At 73.7% G+C, this 13,068-nt stretch carries 13 protein-coding genes; 5 read left to right on the top strand and 8 right to left on the bottom strand.

Annotated features, from left to right (window positions below; translation table 11 throughout):
* Nucleotides 1-111 precede the first annotated feature (111 nt).
* Nucleotides 112-2,280: a discoidin domain-containing protein gene (locus ACIQCH_RS31105; protein WP_402586392.1), complete on the top strand. Its 2,169-nt coding sequence runs from the start codon at nt 112-114 to the stop codon at nt 2,278-2,280.
* A gap of 95 nt (nt 2,281-2,375) precedes the next feature.
* On the opposite strand, the gene ACIQCH_RS31100 is transcribed toward ACIQCH_RS31105, so the two are convergent.
* Complete coding sequence (locus ACIQCH_RS31100) at nt 2,376-2,603, bottom strand: hypothetical protein (RefSeq protein WP_402586391.1); 228 nt, start codon at nt 2,601-2,603, stop codon at nt 2,376-2,378.
* 693 nt (nt 2,604-3,296) lie between these two features.
* Between ACIQCH_RS31100 and ACIQCH_RS31095 the strand changes: the two genes are divergently transcribed.
* Nucleotides 3,297-4,061 (top strand): GNAT family N-acetyltransferase, encoded by a 765-nt coding sequence (locus ACIQCH_RS31095; protein ID WP_402586389.1) that lies wholly within the window; start codon nt 3,297-3,299, stop codon nt 4,059-4,061.
* Nucleotides 4,062-4,187: 126 nt separating this feature from the next.
* A complete protein-coding gene (infA, locus tag ACIQCH_RS31090; protein WP_199922826.1) occupies nt 4,188-4,385 on the top strand; it encodes a translation initiation factor IF-1 in 198 nt (65 codons plus the stop codon).
* A 210-nt stretch (nt 4,386-4,595) separates the two neighbouring features.
* Here the strand turns inward: infA and ACIQCH_RS31085 are convergent, their stop codons facing one another.
* Nucleotides 4,596-5,069 carry a MarR family winged helix-turn-helix transcriptional regulator gene (locus tag ACIQCH_RS31085; RefSeq protein WP_402586387.1) on the bottom strand — a complete coding sequence of 158 codons (474 nt, stop codon included), beginning with the start codon at nt 5,067-5,069 and terminating at the stop codon, nt 4,596-4,598.
* 81 nt (nt 5,070-5,150) lie between these two features.
* On the opposite strand from ACIQCH_RS31085, the gene ACIQCH_RS31080 reads away from it, so the two are divergent.
* Nucleotides 5,151-5,570 (top strand): HGxxPAAW family protein, encoded by a 420-nt coding sequence (locus tag ACIQCH_RS31080; RefSeq protein ID WP_402586385.1) that lies wholly within the window; start codon nt 5,151-5,153, stop codon nt 5,568-5,570.
* Nucleotides 5,571-5,708: 138 nt separating this feature from the next.
* Complete coding sequence (locus ACIQCH_RS31075) at nt 5,709-6,494, top strand: NPP1 family protein (protein ID WP_402586383.1); 786 nt, start codon at nt 5,709-5,711, stop codon at nt 6,492-6,494.
* 356 nt (nt 6,495-6,850) lie between these two features.
* On the opposite strand, the gene ACIQCH_RS31070 is transcribed toward ACIQCH_RS31075, so the two are convergent.
* The 6 genes from ACIQCH_RS31070 to ACIQCH_RS31045 all read right to left on the bottom strand — a co-directional run bounded on the left by ACIQCH_RS31070 (nt 6,851) and on the right by ACIQCH_RS31045 (nt 12,569).
* Nucleotides 6,851-7,363, bottom strand: a complete 513-nt coding sequence (locus ACIQCH_RS31070; RefSeq protein ID WP_402586382.1) for a hypothetical protein — start codon at nt 7,361-7,363, stop codon at nt 6,851-6,853.
* Nucleotides 7,360-8,292 carry a class I SAM-dependent methyltransferase gene (locus tag ACIQCH_RS31065; protein WP_402586380.1) on the bottom strand — a complete coding sequence of 311 codons (933 nt, stop codon included), beginning with the start codon at nt 8,290-8,292 and terminating at the stop codon, nt 7,360-7,362. Before ACIQCH_RS31065 ends, ACIQCH_RS31070 begins: the two co-directional genes overlap by 4 nt.
* 87 nt (nt 8,293-8,379) lie before the next feature.
* Entirely contained in the window at nt 8,380-9,432 is a 1,053-nt protein-coding gene (locus tag ACIQCH_RS31060; RefSeq protein ID WP_402586378.1) for a cytochrome d ubiquinol oxidase subunit II, read from the bottom strand.
* Complete coding sequence (locus tag ACIQCH_RS31055) at nt 9,432-10,901, bottom strand: cytochrome ubiquinol oxidase subunit I (protein ID WP_402586376.1); 1,470 nt, start codon at nt 10,899-10,901, stop codon at nt 9,432-9,434. Before ACIQCH_RS31055 ends, ACIQCH_RS31060 begins: the two co-directional genes overlap by 1 nt.
* Nucleotides 10,902-11,077: 176 nt before the next feature.
* Complete coding sequence (locus ACIQCH_RS31050; RefSeq protein ID WP_402586375.1) at nt 11,078-11,653, bottom strand: NUDIX domain-containing protein; 576 nt, start codon at nt 11,651-11,653, stop codon at nt 11,078-11,080.
* 28 nt (nt 11,654-11,681) lie between these two features.
* The gene (locus tag ACIQCH_RS31045) at nt 11,682-12,569 is read right to left on the bottom strand and encodes an NUDIX domain-containing protein (protein WP_402586373.1); all 888 of its coding nucleotides are present in this window, start codon (nt 12,567-12,569) and stop codon (nt 11,682-11,684) included.
* Between the last annotated feature and the right edge of the window lie 499 nt (nt 12,570-13,068).

Below are 13,068 nucleotides of genomic sequence, written 5' to 3'. Positions count from 1 at the left end.
CGGCCCGTACCCCTCGACGCACCGACTCCCACCCACGTCCCGCCCCCGCTCCCCACATCCCGCTCCTCCGTCGCGTCCTCCCACATCTCCGTCCGCGCTAGGAGAACTGTCATGCCCATGATTGCGATTGCGGTGCCGCGCAGCCGGCACCGCGCCCTGGTCGCCGCGCTGGTCACCGCCCTCCTCGGGGCCCTGCTCGCGCTGGCCCCGGCCGCGCCGGCCGCGGCCGCCCCCGTCCTGCTCTCGCAGGGCAGGCCCGTCACCGCCTCCAGCACCGAGAACGCCGGCACCCCGGCCGCCGCGGCCGTCGACGGCGATCCCGGCACCCGGTGGTCCAGCGCCTTCGCCGACCCCCAGTGGAGCCAGGTGGACCTCGGCGGCCCCGCCGCCCTCGACCGCGCCGTCCTGCGCTGGGAGACCGCGTACGGGAAGGCGTACCGCATCGAGACCTCCCTCGACGGCACCACGTGGACCACCGCCCACAGCACCACCACCGGCCCCGGGGGCACCGAGACCGTCCCGCTCGCCGGGACCGCCCGCCACGTCCGCCTCACCGGCACGGCACGCGCCACCCCATGGGGCTACTCGCTCTGGGAGTTCCAGGTGTACGGCACCCCCGGCGGCGGTCCGACCCTGCCCGGCGGCGGTGACCTCGGCCCGAACGTCCACGTCGTCGACCCGTCGACCCCCGACATCCAGGGCGAGCTCGACGAGGTCTTCCGGCAGCAGGAGTCGGCCCAGTTCGGCCCCGGCCGGCACGCGTTCCTCTTCAAGCCCGGCACGTACAACGGCCTCAACGCCCAGATCGGCTTCTACACCCAGATCGCCGGCCTCGGCCTGCGCCCCGACGACACCACCATCAACGGCGACGTCACCGTCGACGCCGGCTGGTTCGGCGGCAACGCCACGCAGAACTTCTGGCGCTCCGCCGAGAACCTCGCCGTCAACCCGGTCAACGGCACCGACCGGTGGGCGGTGTCCCAGGCCTCCTCGTTCCGCCGCATGCACGTCAAGGGCGGCCTGAACCTCTCCCCGAACGGGTACGGCTGGGCCAGCGGCGGCTACATCGCCGACTCCCGGATCGACGGCCAGGTCGGCAACTACTCGCAGCAGCAGTGGTACACCCGGGACAGCTCCGTCGGCGGCTGGTCCAACAGCGTCTGGAACCAGGTCTTCTCCGGCGTGCAGGGCGCCCCGGCCACCACCTTCCCCGACCCCCGCTACACCACGCTCGACACCACCCCCGTCTCCCGGGAGAAGCCCTTCCTGTACTACGAGGGCGGCGAGTTCAAGGTCTTCGCCCCGGCCAGGCGCACCAACGCCCGCGGCGTGAGCTGGGCGGACGCCACGCTCCAGGGCACCTCGATCCCGCTGAGCCGGTTCTACGTGGTCAAGCCCGGCACCACCGCGGCCACCATGAACCGGGCCGTCGCCCAGGGCCTGCACCTGCTGCTGACCCCCGGCGTCTACCACGTGGACCGCACCGTCGAGATCAACCGCCCCGGCACCATCGTGCTCGGCCTCGGCCTCGCCACCGTCGTTCCGGACAACGGCGTCACGGCGCTGCGCGTCGCCGACGTGGACGGCGTCCGGCTCGCCGGCTTCCTCGTCGACGCGGGGCCGGTCAACTCCCCGACCCTGCTGGAGATCGGCCCGCAGGGCGCCGCCGCCGACCACGCGACCGACCCGACGACCGTCCAGGACGTCTACGTCCGCATCGGCGGCGCCGGCCCCGGCCGCGCCACCACCTCCGTCGTGGTCAACAGCGACGACACGATCGTCGACCACACCTGGGTCTGGCGCGCCGACCACGGCGACGGCGTCGGCTGGGAGACCAACCGCGCCGACTACGGCGTCCGCGTCAACGGCGACGACGTCCTGGCCACCGGCCTGTTCGTGGAGCACTTCAACAAGTACGACGTCGAGTGGTACGGCGAGCGCGGCCGCACCGTCTTCTTCCAGAACGAGAAGGCCTACGACGCCCCGAACCAGGCCGCCATCCAGAACGGGGACGTCAGGGGCTACGCCGCCTACCGGGTCGACGACTCCGTGACCACGCACGAGGCCTGGGGCCTGGGCAGCTACTGCTACTACGACGTCGACCCGACGATCCGGCAGGCCCACGGGTTCCGGGCCCCGGTCAGGCCCGGCGTGCGGTTCCACAGCCTGCTGGCCGTCTCCCTCGGCGGCAACGGTCAGTACGACCACGTCATCAACGACACCGGGGCCCCCACCTCCGGCACCGCCACCGTCCCCTCGACGGTCGTCTCGTACCCCTGACGGCCCCGGTCCGCCGTTCGCCCGAATCGGCTGGGACGAACGCCCAGGGGCGGCCGACGCACGCGTCGGCCGCCCCTGGCGTACCCCTTCGGTGATCAGTGGGAGCCGAGGTGGCTGCCCTCCGCCCACTCCTTCTCGCCTTCCTTCGCGCAGGTCGACGTGTAGACCGGGCCGACCGCGGCCGGGATGGCCGCCGCGGAGGCGCAGTTGGAGGAGTAGGCCTTGTGGCCGCCCGAGAAGTAGTCGATGTCGACGCCGTCGTGGGCGAGGGCGGCACCGGCACCGCCGAGCAGGATGCCCGCGGCGAGGACAGAGGCGGTCACAGCAGAACGAATACGCATGACTCTCCAAAGAAGCGATCGGAGCGACGCGCTGTTGACGGCGCGTCGGTCGGTGCAACCGCTCGCCCGTACCCGGGGAAACGAACGTTCACCCGGATGCCTGGGAAGTATCGATTCGACAGCAAATAGGCATGAAATCCGTTGAGGTAATGGGCGTTCCGCGCCGGCGGTCGGGGCGGTCAGCAGGACCGGGCGCCGGCCGGTGGTTCGCGAGTCGCCGCATGTGACGTGGGGTGGGGGCCGGCGCGCACGGGGCGGAGGCGCCGGCCCCCGGGGCAGGCCACCGGACACGGGGGCGGGTGTGGTCCGGTCGGCCGTGGTGCGGGGCCCTGGACGGGCTGACGTGCTGATCACACGAGGCAGTGGGTGAACTGTAAACCACGTATTGCGGGGTGGCTCCGGCCGGGGGTGGGCCCGGCCCGCCCGGGGACGCAGGTGGTGGACCATGCGGCCACGTGCTCGGTCCGGGGCGGGCCCGAACGGCCGCGAGCGAAAAAAGCATTGGGGCTGCGCGGCACCTCGCTGATAGCGTGCGGAGCACCGTGACAGGACGTGAGGAGGTGAGCCCCGTGAACGCTGTATCGAGGTGGGCGCTCCCTCCTTCCGTCACGGTGTGCGACTGACCCCTGGGTCGTCCGGAGCGCCCCGACCAGGCACTCCTGAAAGGCGACACCCATGAACCCCGTGACGATCACCCGAGCCGCCGAGACGCACTGGCAGGCCGTGGCGGACGACCGCATCGTCGGCCACGGAGACGTCTCGCACCGCACCGACGGACGGCTCTTCGTGAGCATCGACGTATGGCAGGAAGCGGTCTTCGACCAGCTCGCCGCCGCCATGCTGGCCGACCTGCCCACCCCGCTCCACACCCTCGTCGGCGGGTCCGACACCGAGCTGCGGTCGCGGTGGGAGCGGCTCGGCTTCACCCCCGTACGCCGCGAGTGGGAGTACGTCGTTCCCACCGACCCGCGCGCCACCGGCCTCGACACCGTACCGGCTCCGGCCGGAGTGACGGTCCTGCCCGGTGCGCAGGCCGACGAGGGCCGACTGCGCGCCCTGGACCGGGCGATCCGCGAGGAGGTCGACGCCGCCGCCGGGTGGCGCACCATGCCGGCCGAGGTGCTGCCCCTGCCGCCCGGCGACACGCTGGGGGACCCGTCGAAGTACGCGGTGGCGGTCCGCGACGGCCGGTACGTCGGACTGGTCCGGGTGGTGCCGGTCCGCCGGCGGGCCCGGATCGGGCTCATCGCCGTACGGGCCGAACAGCACCGGCACGGCGTCGGGCGGGCGCTCCTGGCCCACGCGCTGGGCTCGCTGCACCGCACCGGAACCGGATCGGCCTGGGCCGAGCTGGACGAGTCCAACGCCCCCGCCATCGCCCTCTTCGAGAGCGCCGGAGCCCGGCGCACGAGCGGCTACCTGGAACTGGAACGGAGCTGACCGCGGCCGCCGGCGCGAACCCGCCCGACCTCGCCTGACCCGGCTCACATGACCTCACCGACACCCCGACCCACACGACGAATCGAGAAGCGACACACCTTGCCAAGAACTTCGAACGGCCTGGAAATGGAAGGCACCGTCATCGAGTGCCTGCGCAACGCCACCTTCACCGTGGAACTCCCCAACGGCCACCACGTGCTCGCGCACATCAGCGGGAAGATCCGGAAGAACCACATCAGGATCCTCCCGCATGACCGGGTGCTCGTGGAGCTGAGCCCGTACGACCTGACCCGGGGCCGGATCCTCTACCGCTACCGGACCTGACCGGGACGCGGGAGGGGTGGGGGGGCGGGGGCCCCCCCGGCCCCCCCCCCCCCCCCCCGGGTGGGGGGGGGGGCGGGGGGGGGGCGGGGGCGGCCCCCCCCCCCCCCCCCCCCCGCGCACCCCCCGCACCCCCCGCCCCCCCCGGCCGCGCGGGGGGGGGGGGGGCCCCCCCCCCCCCCCCCCCCCCCCCACCCCGCTCCACCGTGTGTTTCAGGTCTCGCAGGATTCGGCGAGGTACGTCGCCGCCAGCTCCCCGGCCCGGTTGAACCAGTCGGCGATGACCGCCACTTCGTCCGGCGAGTACTGCGCGAAGAGGGTCGCCAGGCGCACGTAGTACGGCTCGTAGATCGCACGGACGCGGTCCGCGGCCTGCGGTACGGCGACCACGCGCACCCGCCGCCGGTCGGCCGGGTCGGGCTGGCGGGTGACGTATCCGCCGCGTTCGAGGCGGTTGATGATCCCGGTGACCGCTCCGGTGGTGACGTGTGCGCGCACCGCCAGGTCCCCGGCGGTGACCGGGGTGTCGCCGGCCTCCAGGACGTAGGCGAAGCAGACCAGGTCCGTCACGCCCAGTCCCAGCTGCCGGGCGAACTCCTGCTGCCCGACCATGCTCGTCGCGATCAGGTGGTCCATCGCGGAGATCGCTTCCGCGGGCGAGGCTGCGGGTCGGATCGTGCCCTCCATTGAAAATCTCTTACTGTCTAAGATAAATTCCTCACTTGCTGAGACATCATAGGTCGGTGCAGCTCGGAGAGGGTGCAGGACATGAGCGAACACAAGGGACACCAGTACGACGAGGGCCACACCGTGGCCGGGTGGGGCGGCACGGCGGTCGCCACGGTCGGAGCGGCGCTGTTGGGCGTGGGCGTCTGCGGCTGGACGCCGGGGACGTGGCTGGGACTGGTCGTCGTGGTGGCGGCCGCCCTGCTCACCTGGGCCCTGCACCTGACCGGCTGGGGCAAGGCTCCCGGCCCCCGGCCCGCAGACCAGTGGGGCATGGGCACCCGTGACGCGTCCGCCCGGGCCGGACACCCGAACTGCCTCGGCTGCCGCCTGGCCGGCCGCCGCCCCGCCGCGGCGCCCGACCGGATCGCGGCCCCCGGCGCGCCCCTGGCCGGCACCCCGGTATCCGGCGCGCCCGTACCCGGTACCCGCGCGGCCGACGCCGCGGACCCGGTCTCCTGACGCGGGGGCGTACCCAACTCCCCTTCTTCCGGCGGATGTTTGCCGTCCGGACCCTTGCCGTGCCGGACCGGGGTGGCGAATGATGCTCGCGGCCGGCTACCCAGCGGTAGCCAGGCCTCCGTACGTCCCAGACCCCCCATGCGCCCGGAGGCCCGTGTGCGGACGAAGCGTCACATCCCGAGATCCGTCGTAGTCGTCGGCGCCGCCCTCGCGCTCGTCGTCGGCGTCCCCCAGGTCGCGTTCGCGGCCCCGCCCCCCGCCCTGCCCTCCCAGGCCGACCCGCTGGAGCTCACCTTCCAGCCGGCCTACGACTACGACACCGACGGCTGCTACCCCACCCCTGCCATCGGCCCGAACGGAGTCCTCAACGGCGGCCTCAGCCCCACCGGGGCCCTCAACGGCAGCTGCCGGGACGCCTCGGACCTCGACAACACCAACGGGTACGCGCGGGCGAAGTGCAACAACGGCTGGTGCGCCGTCATCTACGGCCTGTACTTCGAGAAGGACCAGGCCATCCCCGGCATCAGCCTCGGCGGCCACCGCCACGACTGGGAGCACGTGGTGGTGTGGAGCCAGAACAACGAGGCCAAGTACGTCGCGACGTCCAACCACGGGGACTTCACCGTCCGCACCCGCGACCAGATCCGCTGGGAGGGAACCCACCCCAAGATCGTCTACCACAAGGACGGCGTCTCGACCCACTGCTTCCGCGCCGCCAACACCAACGACGAGCCCCCGGAGAACCACAAGCACACCTGGCAGTTCCCCGCCCTCGTCGGCTGGAACGGCTACCCCGCGGGCCTGCGCGACAAGCTCAGCCAGGCCGACTTCGGCAGCGCGCACTTCGGCCTCACCGACAGCGCCCTGCCGTCCCACTTGGCCAAGGCCAAGCCGGCCGGTATCCCCTTCGACCCGTACCAGTAGGTACGCGCGCCAGCCGGGGCCCGGGGCTGCGGGCGTGCGGCGGTTCCGCGCCGTCACGACCACGGCCGCGGGCCCTCACCGCGGCTTCGTGGGCCGCCGCGTGGTGTGTGGGTCCCCTCAGTGCTTGACGGGGGCGGCCTGCAGGCCTTGCGGCAGGCCCACCCCGGAGGCTTTGGGGCTTCGCCCTGGCCTTCGGCCACCTCCGGCCCGGGCGTGCCTCCGGACCAGCCTGCCACCCCCGTCAAGCACCTCCCCCACACACCACGCGGCGGCACTCCCGCGAGAAGCACGCGGCGGCACCTCCGCGAGAGGTGGACCCGGGTCGTGCTCCGGCCGGGGTGGTCGCCGGACGGGTGTCACAGCACGTTGCGGTACCAGCGTCGATGGACGGCGGGTTCCACGCACAGCACGGCGGCGCCCGCCGTCGCGCCGACCAGCAGCGCGGGCCAGCCGCCGCCGTTGACGAGCGCGCCGCAGCAGGCGGCGAGGACGGCCAGCGGGCGCAGCAGGGTCAGCGGGCCGAGGCCGACGACCACCGCGAGCGTGCCGGCGCGGAACGGCAGGAAGAAGTACGCGACCAGGGAGAGCAACACGGCGGCGGCGTAACCGGTGAGGGGGACCAGGTAGCCGGTGCCCCCGACGGTCAGCAGCCCGTACGTGCGGCCCGGGTCGGTGGCGGTCACCAGCAGCAGGACGGCGGCCAGCACGGGGACGAGCATCAGGACGGCCCCGACGGCCAGCCCGCGCAGGGCGGCACGGGCGGTGGCCCGGTGCTTGCGGATGCGGGCGTCGCGGCCGGCGTAGGCGCGGAAGCCGCTGAACCCGGCGTCGAGCAGGCCGAGGAGCACCAGCGGTACCGCGGGCGTCATCCGGTGGCCCCGGCGAGGTGCTCCGGGCCGACGAGCCGGCGCGCCGCCCGCCCCAGGGCCTGGCGCAGCGGCGCTTCCAGGTGCGGGCGCACCCCGATGACCGGGCGCAGCGTGGTGCAGAACGGGTTGGCCGCGCCGCGCGGCTCGTACAGCAGGGGCCGCATGCCGGGTACATCGGCGGCGCGCAGCAGCGTCTCGTCGTCGTGCGCGCGCTGCGCGGAGACGACGCCGTCGTGGCGCCCGAGCGGGTGGCGCATCCGGGCGCGGTGGAAGATCCAGGCACCGATGGGGGCGAGGCGGGTCGCGGCGATGTCGTAGTGACAGAACGCCTGCGCGGGGGAGGCGGCCTGGGCCCGGAAGAACTCGGCCAGGGCGGGCCCGCGGAAGTGGTGCAGCACTCCGGTGGAGACGTAGACGGTCGCCGCCTCCGGGAGCGCGAAGGCGTTGCCGTGGACGAAGCGGCAGTCGAGCGCTTCCTCGCGGGCGAGCTGCTCCGCCCGGCCGACCAGTGCGGCGTCGAGGTCGACCCCGACCAGCTCGACGTCCGTTCCGAGGGCGCCGGTGGCCGCCAGCCGGCGGACCAGGTACCCCAGGCCGCAGCCGATGTCGACCAGGCGGTACGGCCCGGGCTGCCCGGTCGCCCGGATCGCGGCGAAGACCGGGCGCAGCAGCTGGACGAGGCGTTCGCCGATCCGGAGTTCCTCGCTCAGGCGCTGCAGCTCGGTGTGCACGCTGATGAGCAGCCGGTCCACCGCCTGCGGGTCGAGCACGCCGTCCCCGTCGGCAGCCAGCCCGGCGACGATGCCGGCCGCGCGCTCGTCGCCCTGCGCGCGCAACTGCCGGATCACCTCGGCGCGCCGGACCGGGAGCCGGTGGCCGGTGTCCGGATCCACTGCGGTGATCAGATCGGATATCTCGAGTCGGTGCACGGAGCAGTACCCTACGGCCCGCCCGGACGGGCCCGGCCGGCGACCGCGCCGCTCGGGTCGGGGCTCAGGGTGACACCGTCCGCGGGGTCAGTCGTCGTCGGGCGGGGCGCCGCCGGCAGGGCGGGTACGACGCAGGTCGGAGTCGGCGAGGGGTTCGAGCTCGCCGTGGGTGTCGAGCCAGTAGAGCAGGCCGACGGCCGGCCCGACCAGCAGCAGGGCGACGAGGCTGACCACCAGCAGCCAGGCCAGGGTCTGGGAGTCGCCGGCGGCGTCCGCCAGCGAGAGGGAGGTGGGGATCAGGTACGGGCGCTGGGCGAAGCCCCAGGCGAGCACGGCCGCACCGACGGCGGCGACGGCACCGAAGCGGGCCCACCGGGCGCGGCCGCGCAGCACGAGGAGTCCGGTGACGAGGAAGGACACCGCCGAGGCGACCGCAAGGCCGAGGCCTGCGCCGTGCGTGAGCCCGTGCCACACGTAGGGCGCGTCGCCGTGGGTGACGACGAGCACGCCCGCGGCGGTCAGGGCGACCGCCACGAAGGCGCACAGGGCACGGACCCGGAAGTAGCCGACGAGGTCGGGCGCCTCGAAGCGGGCGGCGTCGGCGGTCAGGAACACGGCGCCGAGCAGCGCGGTCGAGGCCACGGTGAGGAGCCCGAAGGCGAGGGAGGCGGCACTGAACCAGGCGTGGGCCACCGCCTCCGTACCCGGTACGACCCGTCCCGAGGCGATGGCGCCTACGGTCACCCCGAGGCAGAACGGGGTCAGCAGGGAGGAGACGGCGAACGCCGCCCCGTACAGGCGCCGCCGGGACAGCCGGCGGACGGGCTTGCGCAGGGCGAAGCCGGCCCCGCGCAGGACCATGCCGAGGGCGGCCAGCGCCAGGGGCAGCCACATCGCCGTGAAGACGGTCTGGAACAGCACGGGGAACCCGGTCCACGTGAGGACGAGGACGAAGACCAGCCAGACGTTGTTGACCTCCCACACCGGCGCCATCGCATGGTCGATCAGCCACCTGGGACGCCGCCCGCGCTCGGCCCCGCCGGCCGTCAGGTCCCAGAAGCCCGCCCCGTAGTCGGTCCCGCCCGCACACGCGTACGCGGCCACGGCGAGCAGCAGCACGAAGGCGACGAGCGCGGCCATCAGCCCTCGCCCCCGCCGGACGGGGCGGACCCGTCGTCACCGACCGGGACCCGGGAGCGCGGACCGTACGGGGTCACGGCCTCGGGTTCCTCCGCGGGCCCGGCCGGGCCCGTGCCACCGTCGGCCAGGCGCCAGCGGGCGCGCATCTTGAGCAGGACGGCGAGGAACGCCCCGAAGATGCACACGTACAGGAGGATCACCAGGCCGAACATCGTCCAGAGGGTGGCGGAGCGCGTCGACGTCACGGCGTCGGCCACGCGCATGTTCTGGTACACGATCCACGGCTGGCGGCCCACCTCGGTGGCGACCCAGCCGCACTCGACGGCGACGACGGACCCGACGCCGGCGCAGGCCGCCCCGCGGTAGAACCACTTGGACCGGGGGAGCCTGCGGTGCCTCAGCCAGACCAGGCCGTACCAGGCGGCCAGGAACGCGAGCGCCGTTCCGATGCAGACCATCAGGTCGAAGGCGCCGTGGGCGATGGTGGCCTGGGTGGCGTTCGGCCGGTCGCTCGACGGCACCGAGGTCAGCCCCCGCACCACGGTGTCCGGACTGAACCCGGCCAGGATGGAGTCGAGCTGGGGGACCTTGATGCCCCCGGAGATCGACCCGTCCGGATGCAGCCGACCGAACAGGTACTCCGGAACGTGGCTGTCGGTGTCCCAGACGATCTCCATCGCCGCGAACTTCACGGGCTGCTTGTGGAACACCGCCCGGGCGATCGAGTCGCCCAGCACGAGCTGCACCGGGGTGGCCACCGCGGCCACGGTGAACGGCACCGTGAAGCCGAGCCGGTGGTAGCGGTCCCGGCGCCCGCGGAGCCATCCGACGGCGTACACCCCCGCCACGACGTACCCCGCCGTCATCAGCATCGCCACCACGAAGTGCCAGTACTGGGGCCCGAACATCGGCGTGAAGATCGCCTTCCAGACGTCCACGTCGACCGGGTTGCCCTGGGAGTCGAGCGTGAAGCCCTGCGGGGTGTTCATCCACGCGTTGGCGGAGAGGATGCCGAAGGCCCCGAGCAGCGCCGCGGCGGGCAGCGGCAGCCCGAGCAGGAAGTGGGTGCGGGGCGGGAGCCGGCGCCAGCCGTACAGGTAGACGGCGATGAGCACGGCCTCGAGGAAGAACGCCCATGCCTCCACGCCGAACCCGATGCCGAACACGTCGCCCCACCGGCCCATCAGCCCCGGCCAGAGCAGCCCGAACTCGAACGACAGCACGGTCCCGGTGACGACGCCGATCGCGAACTGCACGGCCATCACCGCCGACCAGCGACGGGCCAGGAGCAGGGCCACGGGGTCGTCGCGGCGCAGGCCCCGGTGGTGCATGACGAGGGTGAGGAGCGGCAGCGCCACCCCCATCGGCACCAGGATGATGTGGGAGGCGAGCGTGAACGCCATCAGCTGTCGCGCCGGGAGCATCTGGGCGGGGGCGTCGGCGGCCAACAGGTGGACCGTGGTGTGCATGCGTGTTCCCTCGTCTCCTCGACCGCCCGCCCCGACCCCGGCGGGCCGGGGCCGACGGCGCCGCCGAACGCCACGCAAGCACCCCGCGCGCGGATCCGGGGTCCGGGTCGAGGTGGTCTTGGGCCACGCGGGCGAGCATCAACGCCCGGACGGAGGACACCGCGGCCGACCGCGCGCTAGGCGGCGTCCGGCCCCGTCGTCTCGGTGCTGGTGCTGGTGCTGGTGCTGGTGCTGGTGCTGGGGACGGGGCGGCGTCGGTCGACGGCCGGGTCGTGGGCGATCGCGTCCCCGGGTTCCTGGAAGTGCACGGCCAGCTGCTCGCCGGCGCGGTAGCTGTCCAGTCCCGCCCGGCAGTAGGCGACGATCGGCTCCGGCAGGTCGTCGAGCGCGAACCAGCCCATGGCGTCGCACACGGCCGGTTCCCGGATGCCGGGATCGCCCTGCCAGGTGCGCACCTCGAAGAACACCCCGGTCCGGGACCGGCCGCCGGGTCCGCGGTGGTGCACGGTGACCGCGAAGCGGGCCGCCGCGCGGTCGATCACGACACCGGTCTCCTCGCGCGCCTCGCGGCACAGCGCGGTGACCACGTCCTCGTGCGGGCCGTCCAGATGGCCCGACGGCAGGTGCCACAGGCCCGAGGCGTAGACGTCCCCCGCGCGGCGGGAGAGCAGCACCTGAGGACCCGCGGCCCGGTCCCGGCGCAGGATCAGGTGGACGTCGATCGCCTCCCGGTGCCGCTGCCCGCCGCTCATGACCCGGCCTCCGGCGGGCGGGTGGTGCTCACCAGCCCATCTCGGTGTAGAGGCGGCCGGCGCGGACGCCCTCGATCGCGGCGCGCGCGTACGGGACCATCCGCTCCGGCAGCGCGTCGGCCGGCCACCAGTCCCAGGACAGGCACCGGTCGGGCTCCCGCACGTGGGGCGTGCCGGTCCACTGCCGGGCACGGAAGACCAGCTGCATGCGCGGCTGCCCTCCCGGGTGGTCCACGACGTGCACGAGGTGGGCGAGGTCCACGTCGGCGGGGGCGATCGTGAGACCGGCCTCCTCCTCGGCTTCCCTGACCAGGCAGGAGACGGCGGACTCCTGTTCGCAGTGGCCGGCCAGGAAGTGGTGGGTGGAGGGCGCGAACGCGGAGTCGGGGTGCCGGAGCCCGAGCAGCACCCGGTCCTCGTCCTCCAGGTAGAGGTGGACCCCGACGACGTTCGGGCGGGCCCGGCCGCCGGACCGGGCCAGGTCCGGCACCCGCGGGCGCGTGGGTGCCCGGGCCTCGTGGAGGTCGATGACCTCCTTGGTCCAGGGGCACATCGTCAGGTACGGGATCGTGTCCGTACCGAAGTGGCGGAGCATGATCCCCTCGGTGCACGGCAGGTCGTCGGCGTCGCCGTCCCAGGCGCCGAGGTAGACGCGGATCCGGCCCGCGGTGCCGTCCGGGCCGACGCAGTCGACGACCGTGAAGGGCTCCAGCGGGACCCTCAGGCCCGTCTCCTCCGCGAGTTCCCGCCGGACGGCCTCCAGCGAGGTCTCCCCGGCCTCGCGGTCCCCGCCCGGGATGCTCCAGGTACCCGGGTCGCAGATCGGCTTGTTGGCGTCCCGCAGGTGCAGCAGGTACCGCCCGCGGGAGTCGACCAGCAGCGCCGCGGTACCCCGTGGCTCGTCGGGAAGGGTCATCACAAGCTCCTCGGTCCGATCGGTGGGGAACGACGTTCGAATCCGGGCGGTCCCGCGAGGGCGGCGTGCGGCGACGGCACCGGGCCCCGGCGGACGCGGATCCGGACGCTGCTCGAACAACTCGCGGCACGGTTCGTCCGTCACGGTTCACCCGGGGCGAATCTCTCGAACGTAATTGCGGACTGCCGCATCGTCCCAGCGCTCGCCGAGCGCCCGCCGGTCATGCTCACTCGACCGTGTGGAATTCGGACACCGTCACCCGTTCCGGTACTTGCCACGGACCTCCCCGACCGTGCGGGCGGGGACACGGAGGGGCGGCCCCACGGACCCTGGCCGTGAGGCCGCCTGCGCGCGGTGCGGCGGGCCCGGGACCGGGCCCGCCACGGATTCAGGACGTGGTCGTCTCGGCTGCTTCTGCGGCGTCGAGTGCGGCGAGGACGGCTTGGATGTGGAGGCGGCCGGAGGCGACGAGTTGGGCGCCGCTGCGGCGGAGGGCGGT

Origin of the sequence: Streptomyces sp. NPDC093225, from assembly GCF_044753805.1 — a bacterium.
Taxonomy (GTDB): Bacteria; Actinomycetota; Actinomycetes; order Streptomycetales; family Streptomycetaceae; genus Streptomyces.
The sequence above is the reverse complement of the archived record's forward strand: the minus strand, read 5'-3'. Positions and strand labels throughout refer to the sequence as shown.